14 protein-coding genes are annotated in these 15,181 nt (G+C 39.2%); 9 read left to right on the forward strand and 5 right to left on the reverse strand.

What is annotated here, in order from left to right:
• Window positions 1-150: 150 nt before the first annotated feature.
• Entirely contained in the window at window positions 151-552 is a 402-nt protein-coding gene (locus tag V6260_RS04995) for a nucleotide triphosphate diphosphatase NUDT15 (protein WP_024589726.1), read from the forward strand.
• Here the strand turns inward: V6260_RS04995 and V6260_RS05000 are convergent, their stop codons facing one another.
• Window positions 553-1,650, reverse strand: coding sequence for a polysaccharide lyase family 7 protein (locus tag V6260_RS05000; protein ID WP_341592963.1), 1,098 nt, complete (start codon window positions 1,648-1,650; stop codon window positions 553-555).
• Window positions 1,651-2,216: 566 nt separating this feature from the next.
• On the opposite strand from V6260_RS05000, the gene V6260_RS05005 reads away from it, so the two are divergent.
• Window positions 2,217-3,389, forward strand: coding sequence for a GGDEF domain-containing protein (locus V6260_RS05005; protein ID WP_341592964.1), 1,173 nt, complete (start codon window positions 2,217-2,219; stop codon window positions 3,387-3,389).
• Between the two features lie 345 nt (window positions 3,390-3,734).
• Here V6260_RS05005 and V6260_RS05015 read toward each other — a convergent pair whose 3' ends face one another.
• Both V6260_RS05015 and V6260_RS05020 read right to left on the reverse strand, forming a co-directional pair.
• Entirely contained in the window at window positions 3,735-4,115 is a 381-nt protein-coding gene (locus tag V6260_RS05015; RefSeq protein WP_341592965.1) for a hypothetical protein, read from the reverse strand.
• Entirely contained in the window at window positions 4,112-4,417 is a 306-nt protein-coding gene (locus V6260_RS05020; protein WP_341593074.1) for a hypothetical protein, read from the reverse strand. Before V6260_RS05020 ends, V6260_RS05015 begins: the two co-directional genes overlap by 4 nt.
• Window positions 4,418-4,689: 272 nt before the next feature.
• On the opposite strand from V6260_RS05020, the gene V6260_RS05025 reads away from it, so the two are divergent.
• Window positions 4,690-5,109 (forward strand): VOC family protein, encoded by a 420-nt coding sequence (locus tag V6260_RS05025; RefSeq protein WP_341592966.1) that lies wholly within the window; start codon window positions 4,690-4,692, stop codon window positions 5,107-5,109.
• Window positions 5,110-5,164: 55 nt separating this feature from the next.
• Here the strand turns inward: V6260_RS05025 and V6260_RS05030 are convergent, their stop codons facing one another.
• Window positions 5,165-6,061, reverse strand: coding sequence for an AraC family transcriptional regulator (locus tag V6260_RS05030; protein ID WP_341592967.1), 897 nt, complete (start codon window positions 6,059-6,061; stop codon window positions 5,165-5,167).
• Between the two features lie 185 nt (window positions 6,062-6,246).
• On the opposite strand from V6260_RS05030, the gene V6260_RS05035 reads away from it, so the two are divergent.
• On the forward strand, window positions 6,247-7,392 hold the full coding sequence (locus V6260_RS05035) for an iron-containing alcohol dehydrogenase (protein WP_341592968.1): 1,146 nt from the start codon (window positions 6,247-6,249) through the stop codon (window positions 7,390-7,392).
• 218 nt (window positions 7,393-7,610) lie between these two features.
• Window positions 7,611-8,057, forward strand: a complete 447-nt coding sequence (locus tag V6260_RS05040; protein WP_341592969.1) for a DoxX family protein — start codon at window positions 7,611-7,613, stop codon at window positions 8,055-8,057.
• A 51-nt stretch (window positions 8,058-8,108) separates the two neighbouring features.
• On the opposite strand, the gene V6260_RS05045 is transcribed toward V6260_RS05040, so the two are convergent.
• Window positions 8,109-11,204 (reverse strand): beta-galactosidase, encoded by a 3,096-nt coding sequence (locus V6260_RS05045; RefSeq protein ID WP_341592970.1) that lies wholly within the window; start codon window positions 11,202-11,204, stop codon window positions 8,109-8,111.
• Window positions 11,205-11,315: 111 nt separating this feature from the next.
• Here V6260_RS05045 and V6260_RS05050 point away from each other — a divergent pair, with 111 nt between their 5' ends.
• The 4 genes from V6260_RS05050 (at window position 11,316) to V6260_RS05065 (ending at window position 15,180) form a co-directional block, all read left to right on the forward strand.
• Window positions 11,316-12,134, forward strand: coding sequence for a helix-turn-helix transcriptional regulator (locus V6260_RS05050; RefSeq protein ID WP_341592971.1), 819 nt, complete (start codon window positions 11,316-11,318; stop codon window positions 12,132-12,134).
• Between the two features lie 80 nt (window positions 12,135-12,214).
• Window positions 12,215-12,523 carry a hypothetical protein gene (locus V6260_RS05055; RefSeq protein WP_149594040.1) on the forward strand — a complete coding sequence of 103 codons (309 nt, stop codon included), beginning with the start codon at window positions 12,215-12,217 and terminating at the stop codon, window positions 12,521-12,523.
• Window positions 12,524-12,673: 150 nt separating this feature from the next.
• Window positions 12,674-13,936, forward strand: a complete 1,263-nt coding sequence (locus V6260_RS05060; RefSeq protein WP_341592972.1) for a TolC family protein — start codon at window positions 12,674-12,676, stop codon at window positions 13,934-13,936.
• Window positions 13,933-15,180: an efflux RND transporter periplasmic adaptor subunit gene (locus V6260_RS05065; RefSeq protein ID WP_341592973.1), complete on the forward strand. Its 1,248-nt coding sequence runs from the start codon at window positions 13,933-13,935 to the stop codon at window positions 15,178-15,180. Before V6260_RS05060 ends, V6260_RS05065 begins: the two co-directional genes overlap by 4 nt.
• Window position 15,181 lies beyond the last annotated feature (1 nt).

Consider the following 15,181-nt stretch of genomic DNA (forward strand, 5'->3'; position numbering starts at 1 on the left):
CTTACAAAATGTAGGCTTTTTTTAGCAAGCAAGCTATTCGACCTTGGTCGGTTAAAAGTTAATCAATATACTGGTTTTAAAAATACAAAATTGACAATATAAAGCGTGTGGTTCAGCATGGCGGGCAGTAAAAATAAGAGAAAATACGATATGAGTAACGTAGTAAGAGTTGGTGTGGCGGTTATCATAAAGCATCAAAACACAATTTTACTAGGTGAGCGCATTGGCGCGCATGGTGCTAATACATGGGCAACACCTGGAGGGCATTTAGAGTTTGGTGAAAGTGTTGAGCAATGTGCAATACGAGAAGTGTTTGAAGAAACAGGTTTAAAGGTAAGTAAAATTACTAAGCTTGATTTTACCAATGATATTTTTACAGCAGAGAACAAGCACTATATTACGCTGTATGTAAAAGCTGACTTTGAAGGCGGAGAGCCTGAGCTTAAAGAGCCTAATAAATGTTTAAAGTGGCGCTGGTGCGATATTAATAATCTACCAACGCCATTGTTTACATCACTAAAAAATTACTTATCTGAGGCTGTACTAGCCTAGTTATTTTGTTGGCGGTGTCGCTGGGCTTAACTCTAGTTTACTAAAGCTTACTTGAGCGTAATCGCCATTTTGTTTATCTGTAGTCCAATCGCCAGTACCTAAACATGCGGCATACCAACGACCTGGGGCGTCTTTGGTACTACATTGATTGTATGCACCGGCTTTGAAGTAATTAGAATCACCAGCATAACCAAGGGGATGATCTTTTTTGTCTACTTTGCCATAAGCATCAACGTTATTAGCAAGATTTATCGAGTAATTTACGTCTGGCTTACCTTCTGCAGTGAACGTTAGATACATTGTATTTTTATATACATTTACTGTGTAGCTAAAATCTTCACCTAACGCAATACCTTCAGAACCAGGTTCATTAGGATTTTCCCATGTGTTACCCCATACAGGGTAAGCAATGTCTGTACGGTCAGGATCTGCTTTTGGTAAGTTTCGCTCGTAGTTCCAAAATACAGAGCCTGTTTTATGGTTTGGCCATTTCTTATAGTATATTTTAAGTGGTTCATTACCCCAGCCAAATCCAGAATTTTCTGCGACAAGAGCTTTGTTCTTTTCTGCATGTATTTGCCCAACTACAACAGAAAATGCAGCATCTCTATCTGAGTTTTTAGCTCTTAATGCAACATGGTCTACTTTTAATGTAGCCTGCATTTTTCCGCCTTCAGCACCAAACTTTTCAGCTAAAGGATGAGCAGCCAACGCAAAGTTATTACCCGGGTTATTTGTTTTAATTTTAGTATTTGATCCACGGATCATTTGTCTAAGTTCACTACGGGTATTAGTAGAGTTAGCACTTGTAAGCGCTTTATTAGGGGAGGTAAATACCATGTAGCCTTTATCATCAAGATAGAAAAAATCAGGATGTGCGTAAGTCTGAATTTCTTCTACATCTATTTCATCAATTTTACCGTCGTTGTTTAAATCCACTGGTACATTTATTTTCCAGTGTGATAGATCAAACTTTGTTGCAGGTACCGGCGCATCGCTTTGCTGATTAGTGCTTAGGGTATTTGTACAAGCCGTAAAAAGTAGAGGTGTGATAACGGCTAAAGCCGTAAGTTTAAATTTAGATGTATTTTTTATCATTATTGTCTCTGTGTGATGAAGTAAAAATTGTTCGGTATTGGCATCGCTTTACTTTAATCTAACATACCAATTTGAAGATTAAAACTTACCAATTATTAGGGTGGTGTTATTTTTTAAAGTTATTTTGTTATACCAATTTTATTGGGTTTATTTTTATGGTGTTCGTTCTGTGTACTTAGTTATCCATTGAGTGATTTTTGGCATTTATGCTGCGTTATCGCCAATTTATGGGGAATAACCACATTACATAGGCTCTGCCTTGCCTAAAAACCAAACATACAGCTGCAAAATCAATCACGAAAGGTCAACACGCCCTAGGATTGTTAATAGGTGTTTATAACTGCTTGAATCATGAAAGTGTCCTTTTTTTTGATATTTCAGCTGTGTCCAAAATTTGAACTGAATATGGCATTACTCTGGATAAAATTTAGAGACATTGTAATTTTTCATTTAAAAATAAATCATAAAGTATGTGTTTTTGTTTTTAATTTAATATAAAAGTAGAAAAAATTATCCATATCAATACAATAACGTCTCTATCTTTGTCTGTGTTGTTGGAGTTTCAGTTGCTGGATTTTAAAGGGATTAAGTCTACTTTTTTAAGCGCTCTTGGTATTTCAGGTCTTTTTTTTGGTTTAATACACTTTGAGGCTTTATGGCATGACAAACTAACAATTATAAATTATTTAGTATTTCCCTTACTTATTATTACAGCCGTATTTGCAACTCAATTTAATCGAAGTCGTATTGCTATTTTATGTTTGTTATGGGGGCTTTATTTAATAAGTGAAAACCCCAATTTTGTGTGGTCTAAATGGTTAGATCGTAACTCTCAGTGGCTACTTCTATTTGGAGCTAGTTTATTAATGCTGTTGGCATTAATGAAAGATCGGGCTATCTTCTCAATACACACTCTTACTCGCGCCCTACTTATTGTCTTTTGTGGTGGGGTTGCATTTCTTTGGCTTAAAATAGAATTATTCCCTAATACTGAAACATGGAAACAGATAGCGCCATATATCCCAATTTTTTTGCCATTGAGAGTAATTGGAATTGTATTATTATGGCGAAGTTTACGAAATTATGATTTAACACAAACGACATTATTTGTAACTTTTGTTGTTTGGTATTTAAATCAACTTCACGTAATTACATTACCTTGGTCTGTTATTGCGGTTGCTATGTCATCTATATATTTGTTGGCGGTAAGTACAGATTCATATTATTTAGCATATAGAGACGATTTAACGAGCCTCCCTACACGTCGAGCTTTAAACCAACTCGCATTGTCTCTAGGGCGAAAATACACTGTCGCTATGCTTGATATAGATCATTTTAAAAAATTTAATGATACTTATGGACATGATATTGGTGATCAAGTATTAAAATTGGTTGCCGCTAAGATGGCTGGTGTAAAAGGTGGTGGTAAAATTTATCGCTATGGGGGGGAGGAGTTTACAGTAGTATTTCCTCGTAAATCTATAGACCAAGCGATCCCTGAGTTGGATGCCTTGAGAGAGAGTATTGCAACGTATGACATGGTTATACGAAATCCTAAACGGACTGACAAAAATTCCAGAAAATCAAAAAAGCCCAGTGATTATAAAACAGTTAATGTTACTGTTTCTATCGGTGTAGCACAAAGAGAGTCTAAGCAAACTTTTGACCAAGCATTAAAAAATGCTGATTTGGCTTTGTATAGGGCTAAAAAAAATGGCCGTAATAATGTAAGTAAATAGCTTTACCTATGTAGATATTTAAGTTTTTTTGATCTAAATATCTGCATAGAAAAGCAGCCATTCCATCGATATAAAACACAACTAAACGAACTTTGATCTTTAAAGCCTAAAGCTTGGCAGGTGTAGTTATTATTTAGGATAAGTTATTTGGCACTTTTGAAGAATAAGATAAATTAAAGCCTTGTGAATACAACATTATAAGGCAGCTTCATAGCTATAACCTTGTCGTTATTACGTTCCATCAGTGGAAACACCTATTTAAAAGTATTTATAAGGTATCAGGAATAAAAGCTAAATGTAGAGCGCTATTTGGCTACCCTACAAGTAGAATTAAACGTAAGTAAGTTATTGTGGCTTTTTACTTCTTGGGGCACCTAATAAAATACAAGTATGGCAAATACATACAGATAAAAATGCACTAATACCTAGTGCCCCACCATAGCCATCAAGTTTTGGTACAAGAAATTCAAATAATATTGAAAACAAAATAGATGAGCTTGCTACTGTATAAATACCAAAACGATGCGGGGCGCTCATGCCAATAAATGTACCGCCAAAAAATATAATCGCGTATAAATCAGGGTTTAAATTCAATGCGCTAAAAATTAAGTAAGCAATAATAGAAAGTGAAGAGGATGCTCTTATACCATCAAAGCGACTATGTTTAGCTAAGTAAAACGTTAAAAAAGCACCAAGCAGTACAAGTAACGGGTATTCAATACTCATAGTACGATTCCTTTAGCTAATACAAAAAGTGCCACGCTTGCAAAAGCGACACTGCCAAGTTTACCTCCAAAGCCTGTAAACATATTCATAGTAAGCACATACAAACCTGAGCCAATGAGCGAAATAATAGCAATTTCCCAGTAACTGGTAATTAAATGGGTTGAGCACATACCGGCAAAGCTACCAGCATAAATTGCAGCATAAGGATGGTTTTTATAACGCGCAGGAAAAGGAATAAAAGAGCCAATAAGCCCCGTTAGCGCGGCAGAAATTACTAAAGGCAGTGCAAAAGTAGTGTGCATAGCAAAGCAAGCTACAAAGCCTAAAAAGAAAGTAATGAATTTTAAAAGTAAGAATTTAATCATAGCGGCGCATTTTAAACTAATCCTTTTAAGCTTTCTAATACTCTATAACAAATAAATGTTATAAGTAATTACACATTTAAAAAGCGTGTTTTTAAACTATTTTTAGGTATTAAATATACCTAATAGTACTGCTGTTAATGTTCTATAAATCACAATTTATGTATAATGGCGATAATTTAATGTATTAAAGTGTTAACCAAGGGTTATTTATGTCTAACTGTTTGCATCTGGCTATTCCGGCTGGCGATTTAAAAGTGGCTAAAGCGTTTTATTGTGACGTACTAGGCTGTAAAACGGGTAATAGTGAAGAAGGTCGCTGGGTAGATATAGATTTTTGGGGCAATGAACTTACCTTGCACCAAAGTGTTGAGCGCTTACCAACAGTTCGCCATGATGTTGATATGGGAGCCGTAGCAGTACCTCACTTTGGTATTCACTTATCTGAAGATCAATTTAACGGGTTAAAAACACGTATTGAAGATGCTGGTATTGAATACTTAGATAAACCATACCGCCGTTTTATTGGTGATGAGTTTGAGCAAGAAACGTTTTTTATTGAAGATCCAAATGGCAATGTGCTTGAAATGAAAACCATGGTAAACCCAGAGGTTTTATTTAAAAAAGCGTAATGAGTGTTTTATTTATTAAATATTAGGCCACTTTTGTAGTGGCCTTTTTTGTGGGCTAGTTATGTAGCTGAGTTAATACTTCGCTTGGCGTTTTATTAAAGTGGCGCTTAAACTCGCGGCTAAATTGCGAGGGGCTGGTATAACCTACCTTTAATGCGGCCTCATTTGCTTTACTGCCGCTGCTTGTAATGAGTTCTTTTGCTTTGGCTAAGCGTACTTTTTTTAAATACTGCAAAGGGGATTCAAACGTTACTTGCCTAAAAGCACGATGAAACGACGATATGCTCATGTTTACGTCTTCAGCTAACCCTTCAACCGTAATTTGATTGGCATAGCTACTATGCATAGTTGAGAGCGTACGGGCGATACGTGCATAATGCCCATCATGCATAGCAAGCCCTATTAAAGTATGTCCTTGTGGACCACAAAGCACGCGATATACCAATTCTTTTACTATATCCTCGCCAAATATCTCTGCCTCAATGGGATTATTTAAAACAGTTAATAGCCGATGAGTAACGAGCTCCATTGGTGTATCTAAAGTTGCCGACTGCACTGCGTCAATTTGTGCTAAAGACCAGGACGTTGAAAGAGGCTTATGCTGCATTATTTGATTAACGAGTTTGTGTAGCATTGCAGGGTTTATATCTATGGCAATGCCCATAACAGGTAAGTCGTTATCGGTGAATGCTTCACACTCTAATGGCACCGGTACGCCAAGGACTAAGTAGTCGCCTGCACCGTATTTTATTTGATGTTCAGGGAAGTGAATTATTTTATGACCTTGCCCAACAATAATAATACCTGAGTTATATATAAGCGGTTGGCGCGGCGAGCTTTTAGTTGCTCGATGAAAATACACGCCTGGAATAATAGTTTCCATGGTGCCTTCAAAGCTGAGTAATTGATTATGCTCGGCGTATTGTTGCAACATATTGGCTATGGTGGGCATAAAAGGGGTCTTTAATTGAGTTCATTTTGTGTAAAATAACAACACTGATAGTTTTAGGCAAGTTTTTGCGAGTTATTGAGCTTTTTTTATATTTGTTTTGCTACTAATATGCACTCATTGGAATTTAGCTTAGCTAGTAACTAAGCATTCTATTTAGTATTTAACCGTCACCTAGGAGCAAAATAATGAAATTTAGCTACGTAAATCCAACTCTTATCCAATTCGGTCAGCAACAAATTGCGGCACTATCTGATTTGATCGCAAAAGATCAAAAAGTACTTGTAGTGTACGGCGGCGGTTCAATTAAAAAGAACGGCGTGTACGACCAAGTTGCAGCAGCACTTGAAGGCTTTGACTGGGTTGAGTTTTCGGGTGTTGGCGCTAACCCAACAATTGAAGTGCTAGACCAAGCAGTAAAAATTTGTAAAGAACAAGACATCGACTTTGTATTAGGCGTAGGCGGCGGTTCAGTAATCGACGGCGTTAAATACATTGCAGCATCGGCTGTGTACGATGGCGAAGGTTGGGATATTCCTACTGGTAAGCACACTATTACTAGTGCATTACCAATTGGTGCAATACTAACATTACCAGCAACGGGTTCAGAGTCAAACCAAAACTCAGTTGTGAGCAAAGAAGCAACGAAGCAAAAACTACCGTTTGCATCACCAGAAGTACTTCCTAAGTTTGCGATTATGGACCCAGATGTAATGAAAACATTACCACAGCGCCAACTTGTGAATGGATTAGTAGATGCATGGGTACATACCTGTGAGCAGTACCTAACATTCCCTGAAACAGCATTGGTTCAAGAAGGTTACGCAGAGGCACTATTAAGAACGCTTAAAACTTTAGGTGATAACTTTGAAAACCAAGATGACGCATGGCGTGCAAACCTTATGTGGGCAGCTAACCAAGCACTTAATGGTTTAATTGGTTCTGGTGTATCGCAAGATTGGGCAACACACATGATTGGCCATGAGCTTACAGCGGCTTACGGTGTTGACCACGCACGTTCACTTGCTATTGTTCAGCCTTCTTTACTGCGCAATCAATTTGCAGTTAAAAAAGCAAAACTTGAGCAAATGGGTAAAAACGTATTTGGTCTTGAGCAATCTGACGACTTAGCAGAGAAAACAATTGCAGCAATTGAAGCGTTTTACCACAGCCTTGACGTAGCGACCCAGCTTACTGAACATGGCGATGATAAAGCCGCTGCTATTGACAATATTATTGGCAAACTTGAAGCTCACGGGATGGTTGCTCTAGGCGAAAACCAAGCTATTACTCTAAAAGAAAGCCGTGAAATTTTAGAGCAAGCGGTTGCTTAATTTTCAAAGCTAAGCGCTTACTTAAATATACTAAGTAATACGTTAATAAAAAACCGTCAATCTTTGGGTTGGCGGTTTTTTTTAAGGATTATTATAAATATTGCGTTGCTAATTAACCAATAAATTCCGTATTAATGTTTTTTAATGATGATAGTAAACTGTGTTCAACGGTTAGGAAAAACCTAACGATTAAATAAATTAAAGCAGGACTAAAACTCATGAAATTACTAAACACATTACTTAGCTCAAAAGCAGGCGTAGCAGCATTAATTTTACGAGTACCAGCTGGCCTTATTTTAGCGGCACATGGTGCACAAAAACTATTTGCTTGGTTTGGCGGTTACGGGCTTGAAGGTACAGGCCAATGGATGGCGAGCATTGGTTTAGAGCCTGGCTATTGGTTAGCAATGATGGCAGGTAGTGCTGAGTTTTTTGGTGGCATTGCATTAGCAATTGGTTTGTTAACGCGCCCAGCAGCTGTAGTTGCCGGCTTTACTATGCTGATTGCTATTTTTAGCGTACATATTAGTAATGGCTTATTTATGGCAAACAATGGCTATGAATACGCATTAACGTTACTTGTAGTAACTGTAGTTTTAGCAATTCAAGGAGCGGGAAGCTTTTCTCTTGATAACGTATTAGCTAAAAAGCTAGCTAATAAATAGAGTGTGTTAATTAAAAAATAGCGGCCAACTTAGCCGCTATTTTTGTTTAAATTATTCAGCAGATAATGTTAAAGAATAACTGTACTGCTTTTGCTCAAGTAAATATTCTTTATGGGTACTTGGGCTCCATGAATCATCGCCACCTACGCCCATATGTTGATGATCAATATGTACATGTACGCAGTCATCAGCAATGAGTTCGTTAGTGTGTTTCGCTTGCGTTAACATACTTTGCGAATACTCACTGGCGGCAAATAAAAATGCACCGGTTACGGTTAAATTATTAATACGCAGTAATTGGCAATCGCTACGCACGCCGTTATCGGTTGGGAATATATACGGTGTATGTAGCGCATTTAAGCTCAAGCTGTAATAACCTAAACGTGCTGCGGCTTTGCGATCTGGGTAGTTTTCAAAAGGCCCTAAACCACGCCAGTTTACTTTTGTATCGCTTTGCTTGTTAAGTGTTGTACTTAGCCCTATGCGTGACATGGGCGGCAAAGCATCGTTTAGTTGTACATCAACATTTAAGTTAATTTCACCGGTATTATTAAGTGTATAAAGCCAAGTTGTTTTTGCTTGTACTGCGCCATTAAATTCATAACTAAATACACAGGTAATACGTATATCTACCTTTGATTGCACAACTTCAAACGAGCGACATGTACGCTGCCACTGACCGATACCCGCTCTTAGCCAGCGCGCTTCCCATGCATTAGGATCTAGGTTATCTACTTCGCTTACGCCTATGTCATTATCAAGTGGGGCGCGGTAAAAATTATCAACAAATGGGCTTTTAATAACTTGGTTTTGATTGTGTAGCCATTGTTCAATGAGACCTGATTGGCTATTAAACACAAGTTTAAAGCTATCGCCTTCAATACTTAGCTGTGTGGTGGTTTCGCTAATATTTATAGCGCCATGTGCTGAGGCAGCGAGAGTGGGCGTAAATACATCAGCGCTTAAACTGTGGTTATTTATAAGCTTAAATTGCTCGGTGTTTAATACATGCTCGGCACTTGCAAAGCTTGAGTCGTTAATTAGTGCTACATCTAAATTAAGGTGATATTGCGCACCTGCTTTAAATACCGTTTTTGTATTAACAGTGATTGTTTGCGTACTTTGCGGAGCGATAATAATAATTTGCTCGCCTTGTTCAACACACACGCCATTTTGCATTAATTGCCAAACCAGTTTTTCGTTATCGGTAGCTCTAAATACATAATCGCTAAATACATCAATGATGTATTGATTTTGATTTTGCTCGTTCAGCGTAAATTGTAAATGCTGCTGGCTGTATTTAGCTTCAAACAGGCTAGGATGGGGCGTGCGGTCTGGGAACAATAAGCCATTTATACAAAATTGGCGGTCATTTAGTTCATCACCAAAGTCGCCGCCGTAAGCCCAATAATGCTCACCGTTTCCATCAGTTTTAGATAAACCTTGGTCTACCCAATCCCAAATAAAACCACCTTGTAGGCGTGGGTATTCTCTAAATGCTTGCCAGTAATCGTCAAAACTACCGAGGCTGTTACCCATTGCATGGGCGTACTCGCATAAAATAAGAGGGCGCGTTTCACCCGGTAGGCTTAGCCATTTTTTAATTGAATATTTTGGTACGGCGTCATCGGCAACATGTGTATCAACACGGGCATACATAGGGCAAATAATGTCTGTTGCTGTTGTGTTTGCGCCGCCACCTTCGTATTGCACAGGGCGCGATGGGTCAAAGCTTTTTGACCAGCCATACATTGCATCGTGATTTGCGCCGTGTCCGCATTCGTTACCCAATGACCAAATAATAATTGAGGCGTGGTTTTTATCGCGCTCAACCATTTGTGTATAACGCGACATAAATGCGCCAGCCCACTGCGGATCGCTTGCAAGCCTACCCATAGGAAACATGCCATGGGTTTCTATATTAGCTTCGTCCACTACGTATAAACCTAGCTCGTCACATAATTCGTAAAAACGAGGATGATTAGGATAATGAGCAGTACGCACAGCATTAAAATTATTTTGCTTCATCAGCTTAATATCTTCAATCATGTCGGCGGTGCTTACTGTGTGGCCGTTTTCAGGATGGTGTTCGTGGCGATTAACACCGCGTATGAGTAGCGGCTTGCCGTTTAAACAAAGTTGCCCGTTAAGCATTTCTACTTTTCTAAAGCCAATATTGTAGGCTTCTGCGTCTATAGTATTGCCTTGCTCATCTAACAGGCTTACAACACAGCGGTATAAATAAGGGGTCTCGGCGGTCCATTTTTTAGGGTTTTGTATATCAATTGTTTGAAATACAACATCGCTCCAGCCCCCTTTTTCGTCAACACGTTTATTGTTAGTGCTTTGTATTTGCGGCTCACACAGTGCTTGTTCACCATCAAAAACCTGTACGGCTACTTTGAAGTTATTTGGCGCGTCTATCGCGGTTTTAATATGTAAAGTCGCATCGCGGTAGCAGGCGTCTAAATCGGGGGTTATAAATACATCGCGTATTTGATTTTGTGGTTTGGTAAGTAAATTAACATCGCGGAATATACCGCTTAGCCACCACATGTCCTGATCTTCTAAATAACTGCCATCGCTCCAGCGGATAACCATAACCGCAATACAGTTGGTGCCAGCCACTAACAGTTCGCTTAAATCAAACTCGCTGGGTAAGCGGCTATCTTGCGAGTAGCCTACCCATTGGCCGTTACACCAAAGATGAAAAGCCGAGTTAACGCCTTCAAAAATAATATGGTTACGCTGCGCTAATTGCTCTTCCGTAATAGTAAATTCAGTGCGGTAGCAACCTGTTGGGTTATCGCTTGGTACAAATGGCGGGTTTACTGCAAATGGATATTTAACATTACAATAAATAGGTTTATCAAAGCCATGTAATTGCCAATTAGAAGGCACCGCAATACTTTGCCAATCATGACTTAGTGTTTCACTTAGTAATGACTCATCAACCGCTTCGGGTTTATCAAATAATTTAAAATCCCATTGGCCGTTTAAACTTTGTTTTTGTGATTGTGTGTTTTTACGGGCGTGGTCAACGCTTTTAAATCCATTGAGTGGGCTGTGTGCTTTTACTTGATTAACTTGCACCGAAATTGGGTTTTCCCAATCGCGGCGGTTAATTATGTGCTGTAGTGAGTTCATTCGTGTCCTATTGCATGTGTGGCAATTATAGTGGCTTAAATATAGCTAAAATAATGCGTTGAGGTTATGCTTAAAGCTCTCTTTTGTTTATCCAAAACTATCATTTTAATTATGCGTAACACTATTGTAGATGTGCTTGATATTGGCCCAGAGTGTGCAGAACGGTTTATTGATTTAACTACGCTGTCGCAAATGCCAAACCTTGAAATAGAGCTAGCAGGTTGCTCTAATTTATTGGGTGATTATTGTATTGCACGTACCAACCCGCTTGAACACACGCTTTTTTATACTTTGGCTGGTCAGGGCACGCTAAAAACCATTAATAACCAATATTCATTAACTGAAAATAGCTTAGCTATATTGCCTGCGCGGCAAAGTTTTGAGGTTCAAATAGCAAGCGAAAAGTGGGATGTGATTTGGCTAAACCTTGCAAATACCAAGCGTTGGCAGCATTTGAATTTAGCGCAGGCTAAGGTATTAACTAATCAGCAGCTAGCGCCATTACATTTAGCTATGGAGCTTTTATATAGCGAAAGTAACGCTACTTTGCGCGAAGGCGTTATGCCTATTTTAAGCCACTATTTAAACACTACGCTTCAAAGTGAGCCGCAAATAGGCGGGCAAAACAGATTAACCAGTTTGTTTTTAGAGGTAGAAGAGCGCCTGCAGTTTGATTGGACAATAGACGCTATGTGCGAACACGTGCATTACTCAGCACCGCATTTACATAGGTTATGCCAAGCACAATATGGTAAAAGCCCAATGCAGCAGCTTATTTATTTACGTATTAAACGAGCTAAAAGTTTACTACTAAATACCCGCTGGCCTGTTGCTCATATTGCCGCTTATGTGGGGTATCCTAATATATTTAATTTTTCTAAACGGTTTAAAAAATCAGTGGGTGTTTCACCAAGTGAATTTAGAAAATAACGTGAGTGGCTCTCTACATTTGAATAAATTTAAGGTATTGTGCGATTTCTTAAATTTCATTTTATAGTTTTAGGTAGGTAATGCGCTCAAACTACTTTTTAGTCGTGATACTTTTAGTGCTTGTGCACAGCTTTATAAGCTGTGATGCTGCCGCGTATCATTTACAAGAAGAAGTAGATCATGCCACGCATATTCACGCTCATAGCGATACCAATGACGACGATGCGCAATCACCTACAGAAATTCATGCCCATCAGCATTGCCACTGTGGCTACTACAGTACGATCAACCATTCAATAAGCCCTGAACAAAGCCAAGCCACAAACAATGCTTGTTACAATGGTTTAAATTACCCACCAGATGTTCCGCCACCTAATTTTTATAGCTAGTTTCTAATTTTAAATACTTTGTAAATAACTGCCTGCGCATAAGCGTTGTTAGGCTAGTTTTGTGCATATTTAGGTTGCTTGATCGCGCATGTTTTTAAAACAAGTGTAGTGATTAAGCCAACTCTGTTTGTTAAAAAACGGACATGCTATATGAATAAAAAACCACTAATGCTGGTGGCGCTACTGTGCGCATTATCCACACAGAGCGTTTTGGCAAAAAAAGAGCCTCAAAACGTATTAACGCTTAAGCAAGCGCTAATAAATACCGAGCAGCAAAATGCAGTGCTTAAGCGCTATCCTTATCATCAAAAAATCTTAAGTGCCTTAAAAGACCAAGCTGCACTTAAGCCTAATCCCGTTGTAAGCTTTGAAGCTGAAAATATTATGGGCACTCAGGCTTATAGTGGCATTAAAGGGGCGCAATACACACTGGCGCTAAGCCAATTAATAGAGCTGGGTGATAAACGTCAACAGCGCGTAAATTACGCAACAGCTAATATAAAAGCGCAAACAATTGAGTATAAAAATACCCGTTTGGCGCTTTTAGCTACAACGGCTGAGCGTTACTATCAAGCACTAAAATACCAAGCTCTAATTGCACTAAATACAGAGCGAGGAGATACAGTACAGCAGGCGCTTAAAGCAATAGAGCAGCGTGCAAATGCAGGCGCTGCATCCCTTGCTGATGTAACTCGTATGCGCTATGCATTAAGCCAAGTTGAATTAAATAGTGCTGTACTAAACAGTGAGTTAGAACGAGCTCGTTTGGCACTTAACGAACTTTGGCAAGAGCAGGTAAATAGTGACTATTATGCTGGTGATTTAAGCACAATGACACCTATTAAAAGCGAGCAAGCATTACTTGATGCGGTTAATAGTGCACCTGAGTTTGCATTGCTACAGCAACAATATTTGCAAAAAACTGCCAACTTAGCACTGCAAAAATCAACGGGTCAAAGTGATTTAACGCTTGGCGGCGGTGTGCGCTATAACCAGCAAGCTGACGCCAGCTCGTTTGTGTTTTCGTTTTCAATGCCGCTGCAATTAAGCAATTCTAATAGCGGTAATATTGAGGCGGCGCAGCATCAACTTACCCTACTTAACGAGCAACAAGGGCAATTGCGTATTCAGTTGCGCCAACAAATACGCACGCTGTATGCGTACTACCAAGGTAAAACTGATCAAGCACAACTTTTAGCGCAGCACGTTATTCCTCAAGCGAAAACGCTTATAGAACAAAGCTTAAAAAGCTATCAACAAGGGCAAATATCGGTATTGCAATTGCTAGATGCACAGCAAGCTTTATTTGATTCTAAACGGGCACTTATCAACACCCATAGCGAACTATATCAAGTACTACTTACTCTTGAGCGCTTAACTGGCCAATCTTTAATTGAGACTCATCAATCATGAATAAAACACTAATCGCATTATTAATTACACAATTTTTTGCACTCCCATTATTAAGTAGCACGGCTATGGCGTCGGCTAATCATCACGCAGAAGGTCATGAAGAAGGCCATGAAGATGAACACCAAGAAAAAGGCCCACACGGCGGATTTTTACTAACCAATAACGCGCTTGATTTAGAGCTTAAATTAACCCAGTTTGCAGGTAATACCGAGCTGCGAATATATGGATTTAATAACGATAAAGCTGTGGATATAAATCAGTTGGACGTAACCATAAACGTGCAGCGTTTAAGTGAGGAGCCACAGTTTATTCGCTTTAAAGCCGAAGATGATTATTTAGTTAGTACCGTGAGCGTGAATGAACCGCACTCATTTAAGCTTGATGTAATGGCAAGTTATAAAGGGCAAAAAATTAACTACCACTATGAGCAAGAAGAGGGGCGTACAACGCTAAGTGGGGCAGCAATTGAACGTGCCGGTATTAAAACCGAGATTGCAAAAGCGGGTAGCGTTGAACTAACCGATACTTTATTTGGTGTTATAGCACCCACCGCACACGGCACCGTAGAAGTAATGGCTCCTTATACCGGTTTAGTTAACGATATTTTTGTAAGCATTGGTCAAAACGTTAAAAAAGGCGATAGGCTTGCAAGTATCACTAACCGTGAAACACTGCAAAATTACACCATAAAAAGCCCAATGACAGGCGTTATTACCGAGCAATATTTAAAGCGCGGTGAGCTTGCTAGTAGCGCGTTAATGCAAATAGTCAATCTTGAAACTGTATGGGTTGAGCTCTCGGCGTTTCCTGAAAATATTGAAAAACTCGCTATAGGGCAAAGCGCTAAAGTGTACGACTTACATCATCATTTAAATGCCCAAGGCGAGGTGTTTTTTATAGCACCTATGATGACGGGCGGGCACATTGCGCGTGCGCGAATCGAGCTTAAAAATCAAGATGGCCATTGGCGCCCAGGCATGCACGTAAATAGCGACGTTAGTATCGAAAATGTAAATGCTGCTGTGCGAGTAAAAGCTACCGCTTTGCAAGAATTTAACGGTAAAGCGAGTGTGTTTATTAAAAGCGGCAATGTGTTTGAAGTACGCCCTGTAAAACTCGGTGCTAAAAACAGCGAGTGGGTAGAGGTACTTGAGGGGCTTTCGCCAAACAGTGAGTACGTAACACAAAATAGTTATGTAATTAAAGCCGACATATTAAAAAGCGGCGCAAGCCACTCACACTAGG

The sequence above is a fragment of the Pseudoalteromonas aliena genome (assembly GCF_038155085.1).
GTDB classification, from domain to species: domain Bacteria; phylum Pseudomonadota; class Gammaproteobacteria; order Enterobacterales; family Alteromonadaceae; genus Pseudoalteromonas; species Pseudoalteromonas aliena_A.

What these genes read in the sequence shown, in the direction of transcription:
- V6260_RS04995 (WP_024589726.1), top strand. Translation starts at nt 151, where the DNA reads ATGAGTAACGTAGTAAGAGTTGGTGTGGCGGTTATCATAAAGCATCAA.
- V6260_RS05000 (WP_341592963.1), bottom strand. Translation starts at nt 1,650, where the DNA reads ATGATAAAAAATACATCTAAATTTAAACTTACGGCTTTAGCCGTTATC.
- V6260_RS05015 (WP_341592965.1), bottom strand. Translation starts at nt 4,115, where the DNA reads ATGAGTATTGAATACCCGTTACTTGTACTGCTTGGTGCTTTTTTAACG.
- V6260_RS05020 (WP_341593074.1), bottom strand. Translation starts at nt 4,417, where the DNA reads ATGCACACTACTTTTGCACTGCCTTTAGTAATTTCTGCCGCGCTAACG.
- V6260_RS05025 (WP_341592966.1), top strand. Translation starts at nt 4,690, where the DNA reads ATGTCTAACTGTTTGCATCTGGCTATTCCGGCTGGCGATTTAAAAGTG.
- V6260_RS05030 (WP_341592967.1), bottom strand. Translation starts at nt 6,061, where the DNA reads ATGCCCACCATAGCCAATATGTTGCAACAATACGCCGAGCATAATCAA.
- V6260_RS05035 (WP_341592968.1), top strand. Translation starts at nt 6,247, where the DNA reads ATGAAATTTAGCTACGTAAATCCAACTCTTATCCAATTCGGTCAGCAA.
- V6260_RS05040 (WP_341592969.1), top strand. Translation starts at nt 7,611, where the DNA reads ATGAAATTACTAAACACATTACTTAGCTCAAAAGCAGGCGTAGCAGCA.
- V6260_RS05045 (WP_341592970.1), bottom strand. Translation starts at nt 11,204, where the DNA reads ATGAACTCACTACAGCACATAATTAACCGCCGCGATTGGGAAAACCCA.
- V6260_RS05050 (WP_341592971.1), top strand. Translation starts at nt 11,316, where the DNA reads ATGCGTAACACTATTGTAGATGTGCTTGATATTGGCCCAGAGTGTGCA.
- V6260_RS05055 (WP_149594040.1), top strand. Translation starts at nt 12,215, where the DNA reads ATGCGCTCAAACTACTTTTTAGTCGTGATACTTTTAGTGCTTGTGCAC.
- V6260_RS05060 (WP_341592972.1), top strand. Translation starts at nt 12,674, where the DNA reads ATGAATAAAAAACCACTAATGCTGGTGGCGCTACTGTGCGCATTATCC.
- V6260_RS05065 (WP_341592973.1), top strand. Translation starts at nt 13,933, where the DNA reads ATGAATAAAACACTAATCGCATTATTAATTACACAATTTTTTGCACTC.